Origin of the sequence: Pseudomonas benzopyrenica (genome assembly GCF_036884265.1) — a bacterium.
In the GTDB taxonomy this organism is placed as follows: domain Bacteria; phylum Pseudomonadota; class Gammaproteobacteria; order Pseudomonadales; family Pseudomonadaceae; genus Chryseomonas; species Chryseomonas benzopyrenica.
The window spans coordinates 795,036-819,625 of the sequence record NZ_CP145723.1 but is presented as its reverse complement, the minus strand read 5'-3'; the positions used below and the strand labels follow the sequence as shown (position 1 = coordinate 819,625).

The following is a 24,590-nucleotide window of genomic DNA, read 5'->3' as shown; positions in this document are numbered from 1 at the left end:
TATCGATGAGCAAGAAGCACGTAATGGTCTTCAACCGCCTGCCCGAAGAACTGGTGGAGCGTCTGCGCCAGCACTTCACGGTCGAGGTGATCCCCTTCAGTGCCAACATCGACCTCTTCGCCGCCTCCGCGGCCAAGGCCCAAGGCCTGATCGGCGCCAGTCGCAAGCTCGGCGAGCAGGAACTGGAGATGGCCACCACCCTGGAAGCCATCGCCAGCGTGTCGGTCGGCTACGACAGCTATGACGTGGACTACCTGACCGAGCGCGGCATCCTGCTCACCAACACCCCTGACGTATTGACCGACACCACCGCCGACCTGGGCTTCACCCTGCTGATGAGCGCCGCCCGGCGGGTGCCGGAGCTGGATGCCTTCGTCAAGGCTGGTCTCTGGCGCAAGGGCGTCGGTGAAGAGCACTTCGGCACCGATATCCATGGCCGTACCCTGGGCATCGTCGGCGCCGGCCGCATTGGCGCGGCCATCGCCAAGCGCGGCCATTTCGGCTTCGACATGCCGATCATCTACACCGCCAACAGTGCCAAACCCGAGCTGGAAGAGCAGATGGATGCCCAGCGCCGCGAGCTGGACGACCTGCTCTGCGAGGCCGACTTCGTTTGCCTGGTGGTGCCTCTGTCGGCGGCTACCGAAGGGCTCATAGGTGCACGCGAATTGGGGCTGATGAAATCCAGCGCCATCCTGATCAATCTGGCGCGCGGCCCGGTCATCGACGAGCCGGCGCTGATCGAGGCCTTACGCAGTGGCCAGATCCGCGGCGCAGGCCTTGACGTCTATACCCGCGAGCCCCTGGACGCCTCGCCACTGTTCGAGCTGCCCAACGTGGTGACCCTGCCGCACATTGGCTCGGCCACCCACGAAACGCGCTTTGCCATGGCGGAGCGGGCGGTGGACAATCTGATCGCGGCCCTCACCGGCGAGCGCCCCTCCGATCTGGTCAATCCCGCCGCCCTGGACCACCGCTAGGCGCTGATCGCCCACCGCCAGCCCAGGCGGCGTGCCGTCCGGCCGCTTAAAGGCTATACTGCCGCGCCGCTCTCGGGTCGGCCGCCCTGGCCGGGTGGGCCTCTCTCAGTGTGTCAGGCCACCCCTCCGATCGGGCCCCTTCGCGGCCCGGTCCGTGCGACCCGAATTGCGCGCCCGTCTCGCCACCGCCCGTGGTCGAGACGCAAGAAACCGCCAAGAGGAGCGCGTACATGACCGTGATCAAGCAGGATGACCTGATCCAGAGCGTTGCCGACGCCCTGCAGTTCATCTCCTATTACCACCCCGTCGACTTCATCCAGGCCATGCACGAGGCCTATCTGCGCGAAGAATCCGCCGCCGCGCGCGACTCCATCGCCCAGATCCTGATCAACTCGCGGATGTGCGCCACCGGCCACCGGCCGATCTGCCAGGACACCGGCATCGTCACCGTCTTCGCCAAGGTTGGCATGGACGTGCGTTGGGACGGCGCCACCCTGAGCCTGGACGAGATGATCAACGAAGGCGTCCGTCGCGCCTACAACCTGCCGGAAAACGTCCTGCGTGCCTCGATCCTGGCCGACCCGGCCGGTGCCCGCAAGAACACCAAGGACAACACCCCGGCGGTGATCCACTACCAGATCGTTCCCGGCAACACCGTGGAGATCGACGTCGCGGCCAAGGGCGGCGGCTCCGAGAACAAGTCGAAGATGGCCATGCTCAACCCGTCCGACTCCATCGTCGACTGGGTGCTCAAGACCGTGCCGACCATGGGCGCCGGCTGGTGCCCGCCGGGCATGCTGGGCATCGGCATCGGCGGCACCGCCGAGAAGGCCGCGGTACTGGCCAAGGAATCGCTGATGGACGAGATCGACATCCATGAGCTCAAGGCCCGCGGCCCGCAGAATCGCCTGGAAGAGTTGCGCCTGGAGATCTTCGACAAGGTCAACCAGCTGGGCATCGGCGCCCAGGGCCTGGGCGGCCTGACCACGGTGCTGGACGTCAAGATCAAGGATTACCCGACCCACGCCGCCTCCCTGCCGGTGTGCATGATCCCCAACTGCGCCGCCACCCGTCACGCCCACTTCGTGCTCGACGGCTCCGGCCCCGCCAGCCTGGAGGCACCGCCGCTGGACGCCTATCCGGAAATCGTCTGGGAAGCCGGTCCGAGCGCTCGTCGCGTCGACCTCGACACCCTGACCCCGGAGGAGGTGCAGAGCTGGCAGCCCGGCGAGACCGTGCTGCTCAACGGCAAGATGCTCACCGGACGCGATGCCGCCCACAAGCGCATGGTCGACATGCTCAACAAGGGCGAGTCGCTGCCGGTGGACCTCAAGGGTCGCTTCATCTACTACGTCGGCCCGGTCGATCCGGTGGGCGACGAGGTGGTCGGCCCGGCCGGTCCTACCACGGCGACCCGCATGGACAAGTTCACCCGTCAGATCCTCGACCAGACCGGCCTGCTGGGCATGATCGGCAAGTCCGAGCGCGGCCCCATCGCCATCGAGGCGATCAAGGACCACAAGGCGGTCTACCTGATGGCCGTGGGCGGCGCCGCCTACCTGGTGGCCCAGGCCATCAAGGGCGCCCAGGTGCTGGCCTTCCCGGAACTGGGGATGGAAGCCATCTATGAGTTCGAGGTGAAGGACATGCCGGTGACCGTGGCCGTGGACACCCGTGGCGAATCGGTGCACATCACCGGTCCGCAGCTGTGGCAGAAGAAGATCGCCGACAGCCTTGCCGTCGAGATCTAGGTTCCGCCCCACGAAAAAGCCCAGCCCAGTGCTGGGCTTTTCTCGTTCAGCGCCTGGGTTCCAGTACTTGCCACTGCTCCAGCCAGTCACGGCGGATAAACACCTGGCCGTGGGACCTGACGCGTCGCACCTCCTCCAGATCGAGATCGGCATACAGCCACTGACTGAGGGCGGGACAGAGTTCGCTACTCTGGGCGACCACCCCGTCCGCAGGCATGCCACGATCAGGAGGGACGAAGAGGCCTGCCCGGCCGACATTTTCGTCCAATGCCGGCGACCAGGGTGCCAAACCCACCGTCGGCGACTGCAAGACGGCGACCTGGTTTTCCAGCGCCCGGGCCTGGGCACCGACCCGCACTCGGTGAAAGCCGGCGACGGTATCGGTGCAACTCGGTACCAGGATCAGGTCCGCGCCCGCTTCGGCCAGATGACGGCCCAGCAGCGGGAATTCGCTGTCGTAGCAGATCAGGACGCCCACTCGACCTAGGGCCGTATCGAACGTCCGCAAGCCCTCGCGCCCTCCGACGATGTTCCACTCTTCCCGCTCGAAGCGGGTCATCATCAGCTTGTCCTGATAGCCCAGGCAGCCTTCGGGACCGAACAGCCAGGCGCGATTGCGGTATTGGCCGTCGCTATCGAGGACGGGAAGCGAACCGGGCAACAGGTACAGCCGCAGCCGGCGCGCCAGGCTTTCACAGAGGTCGCGCCAAGCCGGAATCAGTGGCTGGATGCCGGCAATGGAGCCCTGCAGGTCGCTGCGCTCGTCGGGAGGCAGCTGGCCGCTGAGCACCAGGCCGGCGTATTCGGGCAGCAGCAGGAGTTGGCTACCCCTGGCGGCGGCGGCCTCGCAGAGTTCTGTCAGGTGCGCGGCATAGGCGTCCCAGGTCTCCAGCAATTCGATGGCGTATTGGCAGGCGGCGAGGCGGATCATGGCAACTCCTTGAGCCAGAAGATCATGGGCTTGGGCGATTCGGCCGTCTCGTCGAGATCCTGCCAGAGGTAGTAGGCCAGCAATTCTGGATGCTCGACGAAGCCCTCGCCACGCCAAAGACCGTGCAAGGGTCGATACCCCACCGGACGGCGCGGATGGTCGTCCGGGCGCTGCACGGCGCAAAAGGCACACCAGGCGAAGCGCCCCAGCTGCCGTGCGCGGGCCTCGCGCTCGGCGAAGAAGCGCCGGCCGAGTCCCTGGCCGCGGTAGGCCGGTAGCAGCAGGGACTCACCGAAATAGTAAATCCGCTCTAGTGGCCAGCCCTGGGCGCGGAAGGGCTGCTGGAACTCCGCGGTCTCGTCCGCCAGTGGCAAGGCGGTCGCGGCGCCCACCACCCGCCCGGCATCGCGAACCAACACGCAAAGGCTGTCCGGCGCCTCCGCATAGGTCTGCAGATAGCGGGATTCGTAGTCCAGAGTGCCGTCGTAGAGATAGGGAAACTCGCGAAAGACCGCGATGCGCAATTCGGCGAGTTCGGGAATCAGCGGGGTGATGGCAGCGCCGTGGAGGAGTTGGATGTCCATGGACTCTTCTGGTTAAGCAGGAGACGTGAATGGCTATGTTGGCTTCGTAGCGGCACCCTACCATGTGCGGGCAAAGCCATTTTTTCGTCCACGACAGGAACCGCCATGACCACGACCGACCTCATCGACGCCTATTACGCCGCCTTCAATGCCGGCGACATGGACATCTTTCTGGAGTTGCTCACCGAGGATGTGGTCCACGACATCAACCAGGGCGAGCGTCAGGTGGGCAAGGCCGCCTTCGCGGCCTTCATGGCGCACATGAATCGCTGCTATCGCGAACGCCTGACCGACCTGGTCGTCATGGCCGAACCCAGCGGGCGCCGCGCCGCCGCCGAATTCGTCATCCATGGCGAGTACCTGGCCAGCGATGAAGGCCTGCCGCCGGCCAGCGGCCAGACCTATCGCCTGCCGGTGGGGGCCTTCTTCGAGATCCGCGACGGCAAGGTGGCGCGGGTGACCAACTACTACAGCCTCAACGACTGGATCGCCCAGGTCGGCGGCTGACGTCCGTCAGTTGACGGGAGCGCCGTTCCCTCGGCAGGGGTCGCATGGAAACCACCCCTGACCCAGGAGTTTCCATGCCCACCCTTCCCAGCGATTCCGTCTGCAGCCTGGCCCCCGTCTTCGCCATCCAGCCCGATCAGGTCGAGGCCTTCAAGCGCCTGGGCGAGGCCATGCTGCAGCGCACCCAGAGCGAACCCGGCTGCCTCTACTACGGTTTCTGCTACGACGGCGCCACGGCGCGTTGCCGCGAGGGCTACCGCGATGCCCAGGCGCTGCTGGCCCACCTGGACAACGTCGGCGATCTGCTGGAACAGGCCCAGGCCATCGCCACCCTGGAGCGCTTCGAGGTATTCGGCGCGGCCGATCAGCTGGAGCAGCTACGCGAGCCGCTGGCGGCACTGAACGCCCGCTTCTTCGTCATGGCCGCAGGCTTCCGCCGCTAGCCTGGGGCGGCTGCTGCGGCGGCGCCAGACGCGGCAGCAGCACCTTGAGAATGCGCTTGCGGGTCGGCACCACCAGCCGCTCCTGGAACAGCACGCAGAGGACCACCACCGCCAGCAGGAACAGCCAATACCATTCGATGGAATTGGTATAGGCCCCAGCGGCGGCGATGCAGACCTCGCGATTACCGCTGAGACAGGCCTTGAGATCGCCGCCGATCAGCTGCTCCAGGGTCATGTAGATGCCCGACAGGGGCACGTGCAGGGCGAACATCGACAGCGAGGCCGCGCCCAGCCGCGGCGACCAGTGGCGGATGCGCTCACTGGCCGGCTCCTGAGCCAGCGCGGCCAGGTAGACCAGGATCAGTTGCGACGGCAGGAACAGGCCGTTATGGAACAGGAAGTACCAGAACTTGGGCCCATGGGTGAACAGTGCCGTACCCAGGGCGAAGCTCAGGACCAGGTAGCTCGCCAAGAGCACCCGCTGCCGCTCCGACGGTGCCCAGCCTCGCTCGTACTGGCGGCGAAAGATGGCATACAGCAGGATGCCGGCAAGAAACTCCGGCAAACGGAACAAGGGCACCCGCTGCAGGAGGCCGGTGAAAGGCATGCCGTAGTTCTGGTTGGCGATCACCAGCAGCGGCGGGATCAGATAGAGCGCCCAGACCAGCAGCAACAGCTGCCAGGGACGTTCGCTGGTCATCAGCCGCGGTGCCAGCTTGGGAAAGGTCAGATAGAAGAAGAACAGCGCCGAGATCGACCAGAGCGGCGCATTGAAGGTGAGATAGTAGGGATTCCAGGCCTGCAGCATGAACAGTTGCAGCACGGCGTTGAAGGCCAGCTCCACGTTGGTCATGAAGTGCTGGAACAGCTCGGGGTTGGTCCGTGCCAGGGGCTCGTTGGTGTCGAACACCACGAAGCGGATGCTGGCCGTGGCTGCACCCGGCGGTATGCCGAGGCTGCCGATCCAGGTCACCACCGCCATCGCCAGCAGCAGCGCGAAGATATGAATCGGATAGAGGTTGGCGAACCTCTTGACCCAGAAGCTGCGCGCCGGCTCGCGCAGGCTGCCACGGCCGCAATAGACATGGGCGAGCAGAAAGCCGGAGAGCACGAAGAAGGTGCTGGTGGCGAAGAAGCCCATACTGGTGATCTCGTCCAGCAGGGGGATGGTCTTGCGCTCGGGATAGAAATGGATGGTGTGGTAGACGACCACATAGAAACCCATCAGGAACCTGAGCCACTCCAGACCGATGAAGCGGTGTTTATCTAAAGTCTGCACTAAGGCGTTACTCGTCTGGCCTCGTCCGCGGGACGATGGGTCCGGCCTACTGCACCGGATCGGTTATGTTACCCGCACCTGACCACCGGGGCTGCTAACCGCGCCCCAGTACACCGATCACCAGGCGATCCAGCGAACCCCACAGCCACTCGCGCGCCCGTCGCCACCAGGGACGGCTGCGCCAGAATTCCAGGGTGATCTCGCGGCTCTGGGCGAAATCCTTGACGAAGCTGGCCGCCACCGCTTGGCTCAGACCGCGATCCACCGCCTCGACATTGGCCTCCAGGTTGAATCTCAGATTCCAGTGATCGAAATTGCAGGAGCCGACGCTGACCCAGTGGTCCACCAGCACCATCTTGGCGTGGATGAACCTGGGCTGGTATTCGTAGATGCGCACGCCCGCGCGCAACAGGCTGCGGTAGTAGCGCTGCCCGGCGAAGCGCACCGGCGGATTGTCGGTATGGCGACCGGTGAGCAACAGGCGCACGTCGACGCCGCGCCGCGCCGCGCGCCGCAAGGCCCAGCGCACGCGCCAGGTCGGCAGAAAGTAGGGTGTAGCGAACCAGATGCGCTCCTGGCCACCCACCAGAGCGCGGATCAGCGCCTGCAGGATGTCGCGGTGCTGGCGGGCATCGGCATAGGCGACCCGGCCCTGCCCTTCCTGGGCAACGGGCGGCGGCGGTGGACGCTCGCGTCCCCGCCGCGGTCGCGGCTTCCAGGCGCGGCGGCGACGGACCGCTTCCCATTGCCGCTCGAACAGGGCCAGCCAGTCCGCCACCAGCGGCCCCTGGATACGCACCATCACTTCGTGCCAGTTGCAGTCGCTCTTGGCCGGATCCCAGAAGTCATCGGTCGCGCCGCTGCCACCGACAAAGGCCTCTTCGCCGTCGATGACGAAGATCTTGCGATGATCGCGGTGCAGGTTGTGCAAGCCATGACCGAAGCGCACGGGATTGAAGAGCCGCAGCTCGGCGCCCGCCTCTTCCAGCTGGCGGCGCAAACCGGCGTCCATCCGCAGGGTACCGAAGCCGTCGAACAGGCAGCGCACCGCGACGCCCCGGCGGGCCGCCTCGGTCAGCGCCACGAGCAGCTGCTCGGAGCAACTGCCGGCTTCCACCAGATAGAGTTCGACATCGATCTGGCGACTGGCGCCAGCAATGGATTCGAGCATGGCCGGAAAGAACCGACCGCCGTCCACCAGCAATTCGAACCTGTTGTTTTCCCGCCATGGAAAGACGGCGCCCCGCATGCTTCCTACTCCGTGCCTGTGGCCATTGCATAAGAAGGCGCGGACGAAGGTTCGTTCAGTGGCGGTCGTGGTTTGGCTGGCGAGTGCCGGCCTGGGAAGTCTCGCCAGCCCTGGCACGGCGCCTGCCCGACGGCCTGCGCCGATGGCTGGCGGCGCGCCTAGAGCGTCGGCTCGGGGCGCCGGGAGATCCAGTCCACCTGCTGTGGGAAGCGTCCGGTCAGCTCGGCGCTCAATGGCCGGGAAACCAGGAAGCCTTGCATGATCTCGCAACCATGCTCAAGCAGCCAATCGCGCTGTTCCAGGGTCTCCACCCCTTCGGCGATGACCTCCAGATCCAGGTTGCGGCCCAGTTCGAGGATGGTGCTGACGATGGCGGCATCGCGCGAGGAATCCAGCATGTTGGCAATGAACAGCTGATCGATCTTGAGGGTATCCAGTTCGAAGTGACGCAGATAGGCCAGCGAAGAATAGCCGGTGCCGAAGTCGTCCACCGCGATACGCACGCCCAGCGCCCGCAGTTGTGACAGCTGCGCCCGGGTGTAGTCGATGTCGTGCATCAGTGCCGATTCGGTCACCTCGATTTCCAGCTGCTCGGGCCGCAGCTGGTGGGTCTCGATGATCTGGCGCAGACTCTCCGTCAGTTGCGGCATGCCGAATTGCACCGGGCTGAGGTTGATGCTCAGCAGCAGTTCGTCGCCATAGATCTCCTGCAGGGACTGCAGCTTGGTCGCGCCTTCGCGGAAGATCCAGTCACCGATGCGGTTGATCAGCCGGGTCTCTTCCAGCAGCGGGATGAAGACACTGGGCGAGACCTTGCCGGCCACCGTGTGCTCCCAGCGCAGCAACGCCTCGAAGCCACGCAGGCGACCGTCGCGCAGATAGACCTGCGGCTGGTAGGCGAGGACGAAATCCTTGTTGTCGATGGCATTGCGCACGCTTTCTTCGAGCATCAGCCGGGAACGGGCACGGCCATTCATTTCCGGCGAGAAGAAACGGTATTGCTGACGACCGCCACGCTTGGCCTCGTACATGGCGATGTCGGCCGAGCGCAACAGGCCGTCCACGGTGTGGCCGCAGTCGGGATAGCTGGCGATGCCGATGCTGGCGCCCAGGCTGACCTCCATGCCGTCGATGCGATGCACCGTGGCCAGCAACTCCAGCAGCTTCTCGGCGACCCGGGCGGCATCCTCGGGATGCTCCAGGGAATCGAGCAGTGCGGTGAATTCGTCGCCGCCCATGCGCGCCAGGATGTCGTAGGGCCGCATGCAGCTCTTGAGCTGCTCGGCGACGATGCACAGCACCCGGTCACCCGCTTCGTGGCCGAGGGAATCGTTGATGCGCTTGAAGCCATCGAGATCGATGTAGAGCACGGCCATGCGCTTGCCGTTGCGGCCGCTACGCGCCAGCGCCGCTTCCAGCGTCTGGTTGAAGCCGCGGCGATTGAGCAGGCCGGTCAGGGCATCGGTGACGGCCTGGGATTCCAATTGGTCCTGCAACTCGCGCATGCGCGACATGTCCAGGGCGATGATGACCATGGCCCGTTGCATGCGTGGCAGCGGCGCACAGGACAGCGCCACCGGCAGGCTGTCGCCGCGGTTGGTACGTAGGCGCGCGTCGTGCAGGCGATAGGTCTCGCGGCGGTCGTAGTGCTCCATGAAAGGCGAGGTCTGCCAGTCGTCGAGACCGCTGCCGCCTTCGAGGAAGTCGAGAAAATTGGCGTGTACCAGGTCGCTGACGCTGCATCTCAACATGCGAGCGATGGCGGCGTTGGCGAAGGTCACCCGACCCTGCTCGTTGACGGTGAGGATGCCCTCGGCGGCGTTGTCGAGCAGCGAGTCGCTGAACGACTTGGCCAGCTCCAGCTGCTGGGTGGCCTGCAGCAACTCGCGGCGATTGCGCTCGTGATCGAGCAGCGAGCGTACCTTGTGCCTGAGGATGTTGGGATCGACGGGCTTGAGCAGGTAGTCCACCGCACCGGTGGCATAGCCACGCAGCACCGACTCGTAGGAGTGGGCTTCAGCGGAGACGAAGATGATCGGCGTGAAGCGGGTGCGCAGGTTGCTGCGCATGATGCGCGCCACCTCGAAGCCGTCCATGATCGGCATCTGGACGTCGAGCAGGACCAGGTCCACGGTTTCGTCCAGCAGGTATTGCAGGGCACGCTCACCCGAGGCGGCGGTGATCACCCGCCAGTTCCCGACCTCCAGTACGGCCTGCATGGCGAACAGGTTCTCCTGGCGGTCGTCGACCACCAGCAACACCGGGCCTTGTTCTGTCTGCGGCAACGGGCACTCCATCAAGCCTCTTCTCCCCGCGGCGTCTGCCGCCGTGCAGCAGCCATGCGCGGCTGGCTACCCCTTCCCTTCGTGTCCGTTATGCGATGTGTCGCTCCAACCCTACTAGCGTAGCAGCCGGACAGACACCTGCCGCCTGCAATTTGACAGGAGGGGGCCTTCGCGACGTCTATCAGAGCGCAAAATGAAAAAGCAGTTTCCGCAACCCTTCACCAAGGTGCGGAAACTGCGGGTCGCGGGCGACGAGCGGTTGTTACTGCGCGGGGGTGCCAGTAGCGCCGGGCAGGGGACGCAGGTTGACCTCGACGCGGCGATTCTGCGCCCGACCATCGGCGGTGGCATTGCTGGCGATGGGCGCATCGGGACCGGCGCCACGGGTGCTCAACCGCGCCGTGGGTACGCCCTGGGCGGTCAGGTAGCCGGCGACATTCTGGGCGCGGCGCTGGGACAACTCGACGTTGTGGGCGCGGCTGCCGGTGCTGTCGGTATAGCCGACGATCTCGATGCTGTTCTGATCGAACTGCTTGAAGGAATTGGCCAGGTCGTTCAGCGGCTTGTAGAAGCTGTTGGCGATGTCGGCCGAGTCGGTGGCGAAGGTGATGTTGCCGGGCATGATCAGCTTGATGTCATCGCCCTGGCGCTGCACCTCGACGCCGGTGTTTTCCATCTGCCGACGCAATTCGGCTTCCTGGCGATCGGCGTAGTAACCGTAGCCGGCAGCGGCTGCGCCCACGGCAGCGGCGCCGATCAGCGCGCCCTTGCCTCGGTGGTTGTGATCGATGGCGGCACCGGCGACGGCACCGGCCAAGGCACCCAGGCCGCCGTACTTGGCGGTCTTGGAGGTACCACCGCTGACCTGACCCTGGTTTTCGTAGGGATTGGGGGATGCGCATCCAGCCAGGGTGGCCAGGGCCAGGCTGGCGAGAAGGATACGGGTGGGCAGCGCCATGTCTTTACTCCTTGAAATCCATCGCGGCGGACAGGGCCGCTCCTGGCAATTCTAGCTATGTGATCTGAATCGCAACTGAACGAGGCGGTAGCCACGGACACTTATCGCGATAGTGAGCCTCTAAGCCCACGATAGCTAGAATCGAAGATAGATAGCTTGCATATCGATTTTTTGCGATCTAAGGTTCGGTACAACCCAATATGACGATACGACTGCGATGGACGAGATCCTCAAGGCCCTGGCTAATCCCCTGCGCTGTCAGATCCTGGGCTGGCTGCGTGATCCCCAGCAGTATTTTCCGCACCAGGAACACGACCTGGGGACGGGCGTCTGCGCCGGGCAGATCGAGGCGCGCGCCGGCCTGTCACAGTCCACGGTCTCGGCGCATCTGGCCGTATTGACCCGTGCCGGCCTGGTCACCACGCGGCGCATCGGCCAATGGGTGTTCTACCAACGCGACGAGGCCGCCATTCAGGCCTTTCTGCAACGTCTCGCCCGCGAACTCTAGTCTGCAAGGAATCCTGATGCCCGCTTCCCTCATCGTGCTGGCGCTGAGCGCTTTCGCCATCGGCACCACCGAATTCGTCATCATGGGGCTGCTGCCCAACGTCGCCGCCGATCTCGGCGTGTCCATCCCCAGCGCCGGCTGGCTGGTCACCGGCTATGCCCTGGGCGTGGCCGTCGGCGCGCCCTTCATGGCGCTGGCCACGGCCCACTGGCCGCGCAAGCGCGCCCTCCTCGCCCTGATGGGCATCTTCATCGTCGGCAACCTGCTCTGCGCGGTGGCCAGTGGCTACAACATGCTGATGCTGGCCCGGGTGGTCACGGCGCTCTGCCACGGTGCCTTCTTCGGTATTGGCGCGGTCGTCGCCGCGAGCCTAGTCCCGGAGAATCGCCGCGCCTCGGCGGTGGCCCTGATGTTCACCGGCCTGACCCTGGCCAATGTGCTGGGCGTGCCCCTGGGCACCGCCCTCGGCCAGGCCGCCGGCTGGCGCTCGACCTTCTGGGCGGTGGTGGCGATCGGCGTGGTCGCCCTGATCGGTCTCTGGCGGGTCCTGCCCACCGATCGCAACCAGCCGCGCGCCGATCTGCGCCGGGAGTTGCTCGCCCTGCGCGGCCTGGGCTTCTGGTTGGCGCTGTCGATGACGGTGTTCTTCGCGGCCTCCATGTTCGCCCTCTTCACCTATGTCGCGCCGCTGCTGCAGGAGGTCACCGGCGTCTCGCCCCGTGGCGTCACCGGCACCCTGCTGTTGATCGGCCTGGGCCTGACCCTGGGCAACTTCATCGGCGGTCGGCTGGCCGATTGGCGCCTGGCCACCAGCCTGGTGGGCATCTTCGTCGCCCTGGCGCTGACCTCCGCCGCCCTGCGCTGGACCGGCCAGGCCTTCCTGCCTGCCGAGATCACCCTCTTCCTCTGGGCCGCGGCCGCCTTCGCCGCCGTACCGGCCCTGCAGATCAACGTGGTCACCTTTGGCAAGGACGCGCCGAATCTGGTCTCGACCCTCAACATCGGCGCCTTCAACGTGGGCAACGCCCTCGGCGCCTGGGTCGGTGGCCTGGTGATCGATCACGGTCTGGGTCTTACCGCGGTACCCCTCGCCGCCAGCGGGCTCGCCCTGCTGGCCCTCATCGCCACCCTGCTGACCGCCAGCCAGGCCCGCAAGAGCGGCCTGGCGACCGCCAGCTAATCAAGAGAGCTAGCCATGACTCAGCTGTTCGAGCCGATCAAGATCGGCGCCCTGGAACTGCCCAACCGCGTCATCATGGCGCCCCTCACCCGCTGCCGTGCCGAACCGGGCCGGGTTCCGGGCGACCTGATGGTCGAGTACTACGTGCAGCGCGCATCCGCCGGCCTGATCATCACCGAGGCCACCTCGGTGGATCCCATGGGCGTGGGCTATCCCGACACCCCCGGCATCTGGTCCGACGCGCAGGTGGCCGGCTGGCAGCGCGTGACCACCGCCGTGCACAAGGCCGGTGGCCGCATCGTGCTGCAACTCTGGCATGTGGGCCGCATCTCCGACCCCCGCTACCTCGACGGCGAACTGCCGGTGGCGCCGAGCGCCATCGCCGCCCAGGGCCACGTCAGCCTGCTGCGCCCCAAGCGTGACTATGTCACCCCGCGGGCGCTGGAAACTGCCGAGATCCCCGGCATCGTCGCTGCCTATCGCCATGGCGCCGAGAACGCCAAGCGCGCCGGCTTCGACGGCGTCGAGGTCCACGGGGCCAACGGCTATCTGCTCGACCAGTTCCTGCAGAGCGACACCAACCAGCGTACCGACAACTACGGCGGCTCCATCGAGAATCGTGCCCGGCTGCTGCTGGAAGTGACCGATGCCTGCATCGATGTCTGGGGCGCCGATCGCGTCGGCGTGCACCTGTCCACCCGTGGCGACATGCACACCATGGGCGATAACGACCCCGCCGCCACCTTCGGCCATGTCGCCCGCGAACTGGGCCAGCGCCAGGTCGCCTTCATCTGCATTCGCGAAGCGGCCGGCAGCGACAGCCTTGGCCCGGACCTCAAGGCGGCCTTCGGCGGCGTCTACATTGCCAACGAGAAGTTCGACAAGGCCAAGGCCAATACCTGGCTGGACGAGGGCAAGGCCGATGCCGTGGCTTTCGGCGTGCCCTTCATCGCCAACCCAGATCTGCCGCAACGGCTGGAACAGGACGCCGCGCTGAACGAGCCGCACCCGGATACCTTCTACAGCAAGGGCCCGGTAGGCTACATCGACTATCCGCGGCTGTAATCAGCCCCGTCGATAGGAAAAGCCCGCCGATTGGCGGGCTTTTTCATGGGGATTCAGGTTTATCGCGGCCATGGGCCGCTCCTACGGTAATGTCTGAACCTGTAGGAGCGACTGCATCGGCGGACCGTCATGGCAGTGATGCCCCTAACGTCCCGGCATCAACCGTAGGTTGGGCTGAGACGGTTTCGTCGTCGAAGCCCAACAGTCATGGGCTCGGCCCACCCATGTTGGGCTTCGCTGCGCTCAGCGCCAACCTACGTCAGGAACTGCAGGTTGGGTTGAGACGGCTCCATCGTCGAAGCCCAACAGGCACGAGCCCGGTGCATTCCTGTTGGGCTTCGCTGTGCTCAGCGCCAACCTACGTCAGGAGTCGTAGGTTGGGTTGAGACGGCTCCATCGTCGAAGCCCAACAGGCACGAGCCCGGTGCATCCCTGTTGGGCTTCGCTGCGCTCAGCGCTAACCTACGTCAGGAACCGTAGGTTGGGTTGAGACGGCTCCATCGTCGAAGCCCAACAGGCACGAGCACGGTGCACCCCTGTTGGGCTTCGCTGCGCTCAGCGCCAACCTACGTCAGGAACCGCAGGTTGGGTTGAGACGGTTTCATCGTCTAAGCCCCACAGTCACGAGCACGGTGCACCCCTGTTGGGCTTCGCTGCGCTCAGCGCCAACCTACGTCAGGAACCGCAGGTTGGGTTGAGACGGTTTCATCGTCTAAGCCCCACAGTCACGAGCACGGACCATTCATGTTGGGCTTCGCTGCGCTCAGCGCCAACCTACGCCTGTGTAGGCCAGAACGCGCGGATCGCCGCCACGCCCTGGGCGCCAGCCTGCCAGGCGCCGGTGAGGTCGGCATCGCCCAGCCCTCCCAGCAGATAGGCCGGCAGGTTGCAGTCGGCCAGCAGTTGCAGGGCCTTGACCCAGCCCAGGGTCGGGGCGCCGGGGTGGCTGGCGGTGGGCATCACCGGCGACAGAGTGACGAAATCCACCCCCATCTGCTGAGCCAGGGCCAGTTCTTCGGCGTCGTGGCAGGAGGCCGCCAGCAGGCGCTGTTCCGGAAAGGGTCGCCCATTGGGCGCATAGCGACGCAACTGCTCGGCGGTCAGGTGCCAGCCAGCCGCGGGGAAATCACCCAGCCACTCCAGCGGACCTTTGAGCATCAGCTGGGCGCGGCCGGTGCAGAGCCCCTGGACGTCGCCGGCCAGGTCGCGGTACTGGGGATCGAAGTTGTCCGGCGTGCGCAGCTGGACCAGGCGGATGCCGCTGTCCAGCGCTCGATGCAGGCCGTTGAGCAACTCCGCGGTGGTCAGCTCGCCGGGGGTGATGAGATAGCGGTCTGGCAGCCGCGCCGCCTGGACGATGGGTCGGTTGGCTGCGGGAAAGTCATAGTCGAGCAGCGCGCGCGGGGCGACCCAGGTCAAGGGCTGGCCCTCGGCGCCGTGGGCCTTCCCGGTGAAGGCGTCCACCTGCCAGACGTCCAGCAGCACCGCCTGGTCGGGATAGTCGTGGCGGACCTGCAACAGCGGGCGGGCCGCAGTCACCCTGATGCCCAGCTCCTCGGCCAGCTCGCGTTCGAGCGCTACGGCCGGGGCCTCACCGGCCTCGACCTTGCCCCCCGGAAATTCCCAGAGGCCGCCCTGGTGCTTGTGCGCGGGGCGTTGGGCGATAAGGATCTGCCCCTGGGGATCGCGAATCACCGCGGCAACCACATGCAGACGAGTCATGCGCTCTGCTCCTCCGTTTCAGCCTCCGCCAACCAGCGCTGGAAGGCCGGCCAGGCGTAGATGGTTTCGACATAGGCGGCCGCCTCGGCCGACAGTTCCACCCCGTAGCTGCGGAAGCGGCTGGCGACCGGGGCATAGAAGGCATCGGCGATGGTCGGCGTACCGAACAGATAAGAGCCCTGCTGGCCATAGCGCTCGCGGCATTCGCGCCACAGGCGCTGGATGCGCTGGATGTCTTCCACCGCCTCGGCGGTGGTGGACTTCAGCCGCTGGCGGCGACGTAGATCCATGGGCAGCTCGCGGCGCAGGGCCAGGAAACCACTATGCATCTCGGCGCACAGGGCGCGGGCATGGGCGCGGGCCAGGGTGTCCGTCGGCCACAGCCCGGCATCGGGATAGGCCTCGGCGAGATACTCGACGATGGCCAGGGAATCCCAGATGGTGCCCTCTTCCAGCTTGAGCACCGGTACCTTGCCGGTCGGCGACTGGGCTTTGAGCAGGGCCCGGCTGTTGGGGGTATAGAGCGGGATCGATACCTCTTCAAAGGCAGCGCCGCTGAGCTCCATGGCCAGCCAGGCGCGTAGCGACCAGGAGGAGAAATTCTTGTTGCCGATCACGAGTTGCAGCTGGGACATGCGGGGATTCCTCGAAACGATGCGGCCCGCGAGGACCGCCGCAGGCGCCCGCCGGAGCGGACGCCCAGGCGTCGGGTAGCCGTCAGGTACGGTACTCGGCGTTGATCTTCACATAGTCGTGGGAGAGGTCGGTGGTCCAGATGGTCTCGCTGTGGCTGCCGCGACCCAGCTCGATGCGGATCTCGATCTCGGCCTGGGCCATGACCCGCGCGCCCTGCTCTTCCGTATAGGTGGCCGCGCGACCGCCCTGCTGGCAGATCTGCACGCCGCCAAGGAAGACGTCGATCAGGCTGACGTCCAGCTGAGGCACGCCGGCCCTGCCGACGGCGGCGAGGATGCGGCCCCAGTTGGGATCGGAGGCGAACAGCGCGGTCTTGATCAGCGGCGAGTGAGCGACGGCGTAGCCGACGTCCAGGCACTCCTGGGCATTGCCGCCGCCATTGACCTGCACGGTGACGAACTTGGTGGCACCCTCGCCGTCCCGCACGATGGCCTGGGCCAGTTCGGCGAACACTGCGAACACCGCCTCGCGCAGCTGCTCGAAGGCCGCACCGCTGGGCTGGGCGATTTCCGCCACGGCCGCCTGGCCGGTGGCCACCAGCATGCAGCAGTCGTTAGTGGAGGTGTCGCCATCGATGGTGATGCGGTTGAAGGAGCGATTGGCGGCATCGGCCAGCAGGTCCTGCAGCAGGCCCCGGGCGACCTTGGCGTCGGTAGCTACGTAGCCCAGCATGGTCGCCATGTTCGGCTTGATCATGCCGGCGCCCTTGCTGATACCGGTCACGGTGACGGTGGTGCCGTCCACCTGGAACTGGCGGCTGGCGCCCTTGGGCAGGGTGTCGGTGGTCATGATGCCGGTGGCGGCGGCGGCCCAGTTGTCTTCGGCCAGGTCGGCCAGGGCGGCCGGCAGCGCAGCTTCGATCTTTTCCACCGGCAACGGCTCGCCGATCACGCCGGTGGAGAACGGCAGCACCGCTTCCTCGCCGACGCTGGCCAGAGTCGCCAGGGTCTTGGTGGTGCGCTCGGCCGCGGCCAGGCCCGGCTGGCCGGTACCGGCATTGGCATTGCCGGTGTTGGTCAGCAGGTAGCGGACGGGGCCAGCGAAGCGCTGGCGGGCAATGATGACCGGCGCCGCGCAGAAGGCGTTCAGGGTAAAGACCCCGGCCACGCTGGAGCCTTCGGCACAGCGCATCACCACCACATCCTTGCGCCCGGGACGCTTGATGCCGGCAGAGGCGATACCGAGTTCGAAACCGGGAACCGGGTGCAGCGTGGAGAGCGGACCGAGACCGACAGCCATGGGAAAACTCCAGTGAAAGAAAAGGAAACGCCGCGAGCGGAAAACCGGTCGCGGCGTGGAAATCAGCCTTCCAGCGCCCGCCTCGCCCAGCCTGGGCAAGGGGCGCAGACAGCCTAGCGGGTGGAGTTTACAACCTGTCGGCGGCTATGCCGACCGGTTGCCGTCGCCGCGGCTGCCTGGGCAGGTCTCAGTCGAGCTTGCCGTGGCACTGCTTGTACTTCTTGCCGGAACCGCAGGGGCACGGCTCGTTGCGACCGATCTTCTGGTCGTTGCGCTGGGGCTGCAAGGGCACCACGGTGTCTTCGCCCTGCTCGTCCTCGAGCACCTCGGGGTCGACCAGCGAAGGCGCCTCGGCGTGCTGGAACTGCATACGCTCGGCCAGGGCTTCGGCCTCGCGGCGCATGCGCTCCTCTTCCTCGACCGGATCCTCGCGGCGCACCTGGACGTGGGACAGCACGCGGATGGTGTCGCGCTTGATGCTTTCCAGCAGCTCCTGGAACAGGGTGAAGGACTCGCGCTTGTATTCCTGCTTGGGGTTCTTCTGGGCGTAGCCGCGCAGATGGATACCGTGGCGCAGGTGGTCCATGGTGGTGAGGTGGTCCTTCCAGAGGTCGTCGACCACCCGCAGCAGCATCTGCTTCTCGAAGTTGCGCAGGGCTTCGCGACCGGCCATGTCTTCCTTTTCCATGTAGGCCGCTTCGAGCTGCTCGAGGATCTTCACCCGCAGGGTGTCCTCGTACAGCTTGTCGTCTTCGTCCAGCCACTGGCCGATGGGCAGCTGCAGGCCAAAGACGCTGTACAGCTCGGCTTCCAGACCAGGGATGTCCCACTGCTCGGGCAGCGATTGCGGCGGGATGTGCTCGTTGATCACCTGGGTCAGGGTTTCCTCGCGGAAGCCCTTGATAGTGTCGCCGACGTCTTCGTTGGCCAGCAGGGTGTCGCGCATGTGATAGATCACCTTGCGCTGCTCGTTGGCCACGTCATCGTATTCCAACAGCTGCTTGCGGATGTCGAAGTTGCGGCCTTCGACCTTGCGCTGCGCCTTTTCGATGGCGTTGGTGACCATGCGGTGCTCGATGGCCTCGCCGCCCTGCATGCCCAGGGCCTTCATGAAGTTCTTCACCCGGTCGGAGGCGAAGATGCGCATCAGGCTGTCTTCCAGCGACAGGTAGAAACGGCTGGAGCCCGGGTCGCCCTGGCGACCGGCACGGCCACGCAGCTGATTGTCGATCCGGCGGGATTCGTGGCGCTCGGAGGCGATCACGTGCAAGCCGCCGGCGTCGATGACCTGTTTATGACGCGCCTGCCAGGCGGCCTTGATCGCGGCGATCTGCTCCTCGGTGGGATTCTCCAAGGCCGCGACTTCGACTTCCCAGTTGCCGCCGAGCAGGATGTCGGTACCGCGACCGGCCATGTTGGTGGCGATGGTCACGGCACCCGGACGACCGGCCTGGGCGATGATCTCGGCCTCCCGTTCGTGGTACTTGGCGTTGAGCACCTTGTGCTCGATGCCGGCCTGGGTCAGCAGCTGGTCGACGTACTCGGAGCTCTCGATGGAAGCGGTACCCACCAGCACCGGACGGCCTTCGGCCTGGCACTGCTTCACGTCCTCGATGATCGCCTGGTACTTCTCGGCCTGGGTCAGGTAGACCAGGTCGTTGAAGTCCTTACGGGCGACCTCGCGGTGGGTCGGGATCACCAGCACGTCGAGGTTGTAGATCTGGCGGAACTCGAAGGCCTCGGTGTCGGCGGTACCGGTCATGCCACCGAGCTTGTTGTAGAGGCGGAAGTAGTTCTGGAAGGTGGTCGAGGCCAGGGTCTGGCTCTCGGGCTGGATCGGCAGTCCTTCCTTGGCCTCGATGGCCTGGTGCAGGCCTTCGGAAAGACGGCGACCCGGCATGGTCCGGCCGGTGTGCTCGTCGATCAGCAGTACCTGGTCCTGCTGGACGATGTACTCGACGTTGCGATGGAACAGGGTATGGGCGCGCAGACCGGCGAACACGTGGGTCAAGAGGCCCAGGTTGTGCGCCGAATAGAGGCTCTCGCCCTCGGCCAGCAGCCCGACTTCGGTGAGCATCTCCTCGATGTACTGGTGACCCAGTTCGGTGATCTCCACCTGGCGGGTCTTTTCATCGATGGTGTAGTGGCCGACCTGGGTCGGATTGCCTTCCTCTTCCTCGATGTGCTGCTGCAGACGCGGGATCAGCAGGTTGATCTTCTGATAGAGCTCGGAGCTGTCTTCGGCCTGGCCGGAGATGATCAGCGGAGTCCGGGCTTCGTCGATGAGGATGGAGTCCACCTCGTCGACCACCGCGAAGTTCAGCTCGCGCTGGTACTTCTCGGCCATGCTGAAAGCCATGTTGTCGCGCAGATAGTCGAAGCCGAATTCGTTGTTGGTGCCGTAGGTGATGTCCGAGGCATAGGCGGCGCGTTTCTCTTCCGGCGGCTGGAACGGCAGGATGATGCCCACCGACAGGCCGAGGAATTCGTACAGCGGCCGCATCCAGTTGGCGTCGCGGCGGGCCAGGTAGTCGTTCACCGTGACCACGTGGACGCCCTTGCCGGACAGCGCGTTGAGATAGACCGGCAGGGTGCCCACCAGGGTCTTGCCCTCACCGGTACGCATCTCGGCGATCTTGCCTTCGTGCAGCGCGGCGCCGCCGATCAGCTGGACGTCGAAGTGACGCATGCCCATAACGCGCTTGCCCGCCTCGCGGACCACCGCGAAGGCTTCCGGCATCAGGGCATCGAGGGACTCGCCCTTGGCCACACGCTGCTTGAATTCCTCGGTCTTGGCGCGCAGTTGCTCGTCGCTCAGGGAGGCAATCTGGGATTCCAACGCATTGGTGGCCACCACAACCTTGCCTAGGCGTTTGACATCTCGTTCGTTCTTGCTTCCAAAGAATTTCTTCAACAAAGGCGCAAACATATCGACTGGAATTCTTCCGCTGGAATGAGGGGAGCGAAACGGGCGGCAAGGCCTCTGCAGAGCCTGGCCAGACGCCTGGGCGCGGGGATTGAAACCCGCGGTGTCCCGCAATGGTAATCGGGCATTCTACTCGGAAATGCCGATGAGGAAAGAACGACGGGCCCCTGGCCGCCAGGACGCCAGAGCGATCTGTTACCATCGGCGTCCTCTCTTCGCCCATCGCGAGTCCTGCGCATGGCCTTTCGTCCGCTCAACGCCGTCGCTCCCGCTGCCCTGCTGCGCCAGGCCAAACCGCTCAAGGCGCTGTTTCGCGAGGCCGAGCGACTGGGTCGGCTGCAACAATTGTTGGAAGAGCAGCTGCAACCCGTTGCCCGCCCCCATTGTCGGGTGGCCAGCTGGCGCGAGGGCACGCTGCTGCTAGTGGTCAACGACGCCCACTGGGCGACGCGGCTGCGCTATCAACAGCGCCGTCTGCTCCGGCTGCTGCAACAGGCGCCGGAGTTCGTTGGCCTGACGCGTCTGCAGTTCAAGATGCAGCCGAGTCCTGGCGTCGCCACCCGCGCCCGGCCGGTGCGCCAGGTCAGCCAGGTGGGCGCCGACAGCCTGCGTGAAGTCGCGGCCGGGATCCGCGACCCCAAGCTCAAGGCCGCCCTGGAGCGGCTGGCCAGTCGCACCGGCCAGGTCGCGGACTAGGCCTCAGGCCTTGGCCACCGCCCGCTCGAAGGCGGCGCGGATGCGGTCTTCCGGCAGGTCCATGCCGATCAGCACCACACGACTTTCGCGCTCTTCGCCTGGGAGCCAGTCACGCTCCCAGTCGGCGGCATAGATCTGCTGCACGCCCTGGAACAGCAGGCGGCGGTCCTCGCCGGCGATATTCAGCAGCCCCTTGTAGCGCAGCAGGTCACAGCCGAGGGTATCGAGCAGCATCTCCATCACCTTGCCGATCTTGTCCTGGTCGTAGGGGCGCGACTCCCGGATGGCGATGGACTGGATGCGCTCGGTGAGGCTGACCGCTTCCGACACCGGCCGCAGCGGGCGGAACAGCGTCGGTGGTGCCAGGTCTTCGTCGTGCAGGTTGAAGCCGCGGATGTCCAGCAACTCCGCCAGCTCGATGCGGCCGTGGTCGACATGGCGAATCGGCGCGCGACGATTGATGCGTTGCAGGCGATTCTCCAGCGCCTCGACGGCCGCCGGTTCGGCCAGGTCGAGCTTGGTCAGCAGCAGGCGATCGGCGAAACCGATCTGCGCCTGCAGCAGCGGATCGCTCAGCTGCTCGCTGGCGTGGACGGCGTCCACCAGGGTCAGCACTCCATCGAGCAGATACCGCTCGCGCAGGAGGTCGTCGGTAAAGAAGGTCTGGGCCACCGGACCGGGGTCGGCCAGGCCCGTGCATTCCACAACCAGGCGCTCGAAGTCCAGCTCGCCGCTGTCCAGCCGCTCCAGCAGCACGGTCAGGGCATAGGCCAGGTCCTTGCTGCCGGTACAGCAGACGCAGCCGTTGGCCACCTTCATCAGTTGCACGGCACCGGCGTCTTCGAGCAATTCGCCGTCGACGTCCAGGGCGCTGAATTCGTTTTCGATCACGGCGATCTTGAGACCGTGCTCGGCTTGCAGGATGTGCTTGAGCAGGGTGGTCTTGCCGGCGCCGAGAAAGCCGGTCAGGACGGTGACGGGGATGGGTTCACGCATGGAAAACTCCAGACAGAAAGAGGCCGGGCTTGGAGCCCGGCCTTAGAACCTGCTCACGATCTCGCGAGCTAGAGACAAACAAGGCGAAAATGGCTGAGGAAGCGGATCGGACTCGCGCTCGAGTTTACGAGTGGTAAATGAGCACTCCGAAGGCATTTTCAACGCCGTTTGGCCGACGCGCAGCAGATCGTGAACAGGTTCTTAGGGTGATCCTGGGTCAGCAGCAGCGGATGGCGCCCGACTTGCCGCCACCGTAGCGCGCCTCCTGGCGCTCACGGAAGAAGGCTTCGTAGCTCATCACCGGCTGGTCCGGGTGCTTGCCGCGCATGTGCTCGACATAGGTGTCGTAGTCGGGCATGCCCACCAGCATCTTGGCGGCCTGCCCGAGGTATTTGCCCATGCGACCCAGGTCATTGAACATGAAGATTCTCCTTTAGGCGCCCGCTACCGGCTGGAAGGGGGTCTCGCGATCGGTCCGCTCGGGCTTGGCCAGCGCAGCGCGACCGACCTTGATGGAAAAGAACAGGATGCTCATTACCACCACCAGGAACAGCACCGACAGGGTGGCGTTGGTGTAGGCGTTGAAGACGATGTGCTGCATCTGTTCCATGCTCTTGGCCGGGGCGATCACCTGCCCCTGGGCCATGGCGGTGCTGTACTTCTTGGCCAGGGCCAGGAAGCCGACCGCCGGATTCGAATCGAACAGCTTGATCAGACTGGCGGTGGTGGTGCAGATCAGCAGCCAGACGGCCGGCACCAGGGTGACCCAGACATAGCGCTGGCGCTTCATCTTGATCAGCACCACCGAACCCAGCATCAGGGCGATACCGGCGAGCATCTGGTTGGAGATACCGAACAGCGGCCAGAGGGTGTTGATGCCGCCCAGCGGATCGACCACGCCCTGATACAGCAGCCAGCCCCAGAGGGCGACGCAACCGGCGGTGCCGATGACGTTGGCGGTCCAGGAGTCGGTCCTCTTCAGCGCCGGCACGAAGCTGCCCAGCAGGTCCTGCAGCATGAAGCGTCCGGCGCGGGTACCGGCGTCCACCGCGGTGAGGATGAACAGCGCCTCGAACAGGATGGCGAAGTGGTACCAGAAGGCCATGGTGTTCTCGCCCGGCAGCACGTTGTGCATGATCTGGGCGATGCCCACCGCCAGGGTGGGAGCACCACCGGCACGGGCCAGGATGGTGTGCTCACCGATCTCGGTGGCGGTGGCCTGCAGCATCTCGGGCGTCACCACGAAGCCCCAGGTGCTGATCTTGGCGGCCACCGACACCACGTCGGCGCCGACCACGGCGGCCGGGCTGTTCATGGCGAAGTAGACGCCCGGCTCGATCACCGAGGCGGCGACCATGGCCATGATGGCGACGAAGGACTCCATCAGCATGGCGCCGTAGCCGATGTAGCGGGCATGGGTTTCCTTGGCGATCAGCTTGGGCGTGGTGCCCGAGCTGATCAGCGCATGGAAGCCGGACACCGCGCCACAGGCGATGGTGATGAACAGGAAGGGGAACAGGGTGCCCTTCCATACCGGACCGGTGCCGTCGACGAACTGGGTCAGGGCCGGCATCTTGAGCATCGGCATGGTCACCAGGATGCCGATGGCCAGGGCGATGATGGTGCCGATCTTGAGGAAGGTGGACAGGTAGTCACGCGGAGCCAGCACCAGCCAGACCGGCAGCACGGCGGCGACGAAGCCGTAGCCGATCAGCATCCAGGTGATCTGCACGCCGGTGAAGGTGAAGGCCGGACCCCAGACCGGATCGGCGGCGACCAGGCCGCCCACCCAGATGGACGCCAGCAGCAGTACCACCCCGATCAGCGAGATCTCGCCGATGCGACCAGGGCGGATGTATCTCATGTAGACGCCCATGAACATGGCGATCGGCAGGGTGGCGATCACCGTGAACATGCCCCAGGGGCTCTCGGCCAGGGCCTTGACCACGATCAGCGCCAGCACCGCGAGGATGATGATCATGATCAGGAAGCAGCCGAACAGGGCGATGGTGCCAGGGATGCGTCCCATTTCCTCGCGCACCATGTCGCCCAGGGAGCGACCGTTGCGGCGGGTGGAGAGGAACAGGATCATGAAGTCCTGCACCGCGCCGGCGAAGACCACCCCGGCGATCAGCCAGAGGGTGCCGGGCAGATAGCCCATCTGGGCGGCGAGCACGGGACCGACCAGCGGACCGGCACCGGCGATGGCGGCGAAGTGATGGCCGAAGAGGATGTGCTTGTTGGTGGGGACGTAGTCCAGGCCGTCGTTGTTGAGCACGGCGGGCGTGGCCCGTCTGGCGTCGAGGCCCATCACCTTGGTGGCGATGAACAGGCTGTAGTAGCGGTAGGCAACGAGGTAGATCGCCACGGCGGCGACCACAATCCAGAGGGCGTTGATCGCTTCGCCTCGACTCAGCGCCACGGTACCCAGCGCGAAGGCGCCCAGTACGGCAACGGCGAACCAGGCTAGATGGCTGGCCATTCGGGTCATGCTTGTTCTCCTGCCGCGCATCTGTGACCGCGGCGATACTTGTTATTGTGAGAGCCCACAGCGGAGCCATATTACTATCGGCGGCTCGACGCGACAGCGAAATT

Annotated in this window: 20 protein-coding genes and 1 pseudogene; 8 read left to right on the top strand and 13 right to left on the bottom strand. The window is 65.6% G+C overall.

The features are described from left to right. The first annotated feature begins 5 nt into the window (after positions 1-5). Both V6W80_RS03815 and V6W80_RS03810 read left to right on the top strand, forming a co-directional pair. Positions 6-980 (top strand): 2-hydroxyacid dehydrogenase, encoded by a 975-nt coding sequence (locus V6W80_RS03815; RefSeq protein WP_338545885.1) that lies wholly within the window; start codon positions 6-8, stop codon positions 978-980. Positions 981-1,210: 230 nt separating this feature from the next. After that, positions 1,211-2,731, top strand: coding sequence for a fumarate hydratase (locus V6W80_RS03810; protein ID WP_017639118.1), 1,521 nt, complete (start codon positions 1,211-1,213; stop codon positions 2,729-2,731). 46 nt (positions 2,732-2,777) lie between these two features. Here V6W80_RS03810 and V6W80_RS03805 read toward each other — a convergent pair whose 3' ends face one another. Together V6W80_RS03805 and V6W80_RS03800 are read right to left on the bottom strand one after the other, a co-directional pair. Then, complete coding sequence (locus tag V6W80_RS03805; protein ID WP_338545884.1) at positions 2,778-3,662, bottom strand: carbon-nitrogen hydrolase family protein; 885 nt, start codon at positions 3,660-3,662, stop codon at positions 2,778-2,780. Continuing rightward, on the bottom strand, positions 3,659-4,246 hold the full coding sequence (locus V6W80_RS03800; protein ID WP_338545883.1) for a GNAT family N-acetyltransferase: 588 nt from the start codon (positions 4,244-4,246) through the stop codon (positions 3,659-3,661). The genes V6W80_RS03805 and V6W80_RS03800 overlap by 4 nt, the downstream gene beginning before the upstream one ends. 105 nt (positions 4,247-4,351) lie before the next feature. Between V6W80_RS03800 and V6W80_RS03795 the strand changes: the two genes are divergently transcribed. Next, on the top strand, positions 4,352-4,753 hold the full coding sequence (locus tag V6W80_RS03795; protein ID WP_338545882.1) for a ketosteroid isomerase-related protein: 402 nt from the start codon (positions 4,352-4,354) through the stop codon (positions 4,751-4,753). A 74-nt stretch (positions 4,754-4,827) separates the two neighbouring features. Further along, a complete protein-coding gene (locus tag V6W80_RS03790; protein ID WP_017639114.1) occupies positions 4,828-5,196 on the top strand; it encodes a putative quinol monooxygenase in 369 nt (122 codons plus the stop codon). Here the strand turns inward: V6W80_RS03790 and V6W80_RS03785 are convergent. The 4 genes and pseudogenes from V6W80_RS03785 to V6W80_RS03770 form a co-directional block, all read right to left on the bottom strand. Beyond that, a complete protein-coding gene (locus V6W80_RS03785) occupies positions 5,171-6,421 on the bottom strand; it encodes an acyltransferase family protein (RefSeq protein WP_064307524.1) in 1,251 nt (416 codons plus the stop codon). The two genes, V6W80_RS03790 and V6W80_RS03785, sit on opposite strands and share 26 nt — an antisense overlap. A 148-nt stretch (positions 6,422-6,569) precedes the next feature. Next, complete coding sequence (locus V6W80_RS03780; protein ID WP_338545881.1) at positions 6,570-7,724, bottom strand: phospholipase D-like domain-containing protein; 1,155 nt, start codon at positions 7,722-7,724, stop codon at positions 6,570-6,572. 158 nt (positions 7,725-7,882) lie between these two features. Continuing rightward, the gene (locus V6W80_RS03775; protein ID WP_173150037.1) at positions 7,883-10,021 is read right to left on the bottom strand and encodes a putative bifunctional diguanylate cyclase/phosphodiesterase; all 2,139 of its coding nucleotides are present in this window, start codon (positions 10,019-10,021) and stop codon (positions 7,883-7,885) included. 250 nt (positions 10,022-10,271) lie between these two features. After that, positions 10,272-11,017 (bottom strand): annotated as a pseudogene (locus V6W80_RS03770) (OmpA family protein). Positions 11,018-11,184: 167 nt separating this feature from the next. Here V6W80_RS03770 and V6W80_RS03765 point away from each other — a divergent pair. Genes V6W80_RS03765 through V6W80_RS03755 form a run of 3 tightly spaced genes read left to right on the top strand, consistent with a single transcriptional unit; the run spans position 11,185 to position 13,720 of the window. After that, positions 11,185-11,475, top strand: coding sequence for an ArsR/SmtB family transcription factor (locus V6W80_RS03765; protein ID WP_068382959.1), 291 nt, complete (start codon positions 11,185-11,187; stop codon positions 11,473-11,475). A 16-nt stretch (positions 11,476-11,491) separates the two neighbouring features. Next, complete coding sequence (locus V6W80_RS03760) at positions 11,492-12,655, top strand: MFS transporter (RefSeq protein ID WP_017639108.1); 1,164 nt, start codon at positions 11,492-11,494, stop codon at positions 12,653-12,655. 15 nt (positions 12,656-12,670) lie between these two features. After that, positions 12,671-13,720 (top strand): alkene reductase, encoded by a 1,050-nt coding sequence (locus V6W80_RS03755; protein ID WP_338545880.1) that lies wholly within the window; start codon positions 12,671-12,673, stop codon positions 13,718-13,720. Positions 13,721-14,494: 774 nt separating this feature from the next. On the opposite strand, the gene V6W80_RS03750 is transcribed toward V6W80_RS03755, so the two are convergent. The 4 genes from V6W80_RS03750 to secA all read right to left on the bottom strand — a co-directional run bounded on the left by V6W80_RS03750 (position 14,495) and on the right by secA (position 20,306). Beyond that, positions 14,495-15,442, bottom strand: a complete 948-nt coding sequence (locus V6W80_RS03750; protein WP_338545879.1) for a Nudix family hydrolase — start codon at positions 15,440-15,442, stop codon at positions 14,495-14,497. Then, positions 15,439-16,077: a glutathione S-transferase family protein gene (locus V6W80_RS03745; RefSeq protein ID WP_338545878.1), complete on the bottom strand. Its 639-nt coding sequence runs from the start codon at positions 16,075-16,077 to the stop codon at positions 15,439-15,441. Before V6W80_RS03745 ends, V6W80_RS03750 begins: the two co-directional genes overlap by 4 nt. Positions 16,078-16,159: 82 nt before the next feature. Continuing rightward, complete coding sequence (argJ, locus tag V6W80_RS03740; RefSeq protein WP_338545877.1) at positions 16,160-17,377, bottom strand: bifunctional glutamate N-acetyltransferase/amino-acid acetyltransferase ArgJ; 1,218 nt, start codon at positions 17,375-17,377, stop codon at positions 16,160-16,162. A gap of 187 nt (positions 17,378-17,564) precedes the next feature. Then, complete coding sequence (gene secA / locus V6W80_RS03735) at positions 17,565-20,306, bottom strand: preprotein translocase subunit SecA (RefSeq protein ID WP_231356968.1); 2,742 nt, start codon at positions 20,304-20,306, stop codon at positions 17,565-17,567. Between the two features lie 234 nt (positions 20,307-20,540). Here secA and V6W80_RS03730 point away from each other — a divergent pair, with 234 nt between their 5' ends. Beyond that, a complete protein-coding gene (locus V6W80_RS03730; RefSeq protein ID WP_338545876.1) occupies positions 20,541-20,999 on the top strand; it encodes a DciA family protein in 459 nt (152 codons plus the stop codon). Between the two features lie 3 nt (positions 21,000-21,002). On the opposite strand, the gene yjiA is transcribed toward V6W80_RS03730, so the two are convergent. From yjiA to V6W80_RS03715, 3 genes are all read right to left on the bottom strand, one after another. Further along, positions 21,003-21,995, bottom strand: a complete 993-nt coding sequence (gene yjiA, locus V6W80_RS03725) for a GTPase (protein WP_338545875.1) — start codon at positions 21,993-21,995, stop codon at positions 21,003-21,005. A 217-nt stretch (positions 21,996-22,212) separates the two neighbouring features. Further along, positions 22,213-22,416: a YbdD/YjiX family protein gene (locus V6W80_RS03720; protein WP_007162682.1), complete on the bottom strand. Its 204-nt coding sequence runs from the start codon at positions 22,414-22,416 to the stop codon at positions 22,213-22,215. Between the two features lie 12 nt (positions 22,417-22,428). Beyond that, positions 22,429-24,486, bottom strand: coding sequence for a carbon starvation CstA family protein (locus V6W80_RS03715; protein WP_338545874.1), 2,058 nt, complete (start codon positions 24,484-24,486; stop codon positions 22,429-22,431). Between the last annotated feature and the right edge of the window lie 104 nt (positions 24,487-24,590).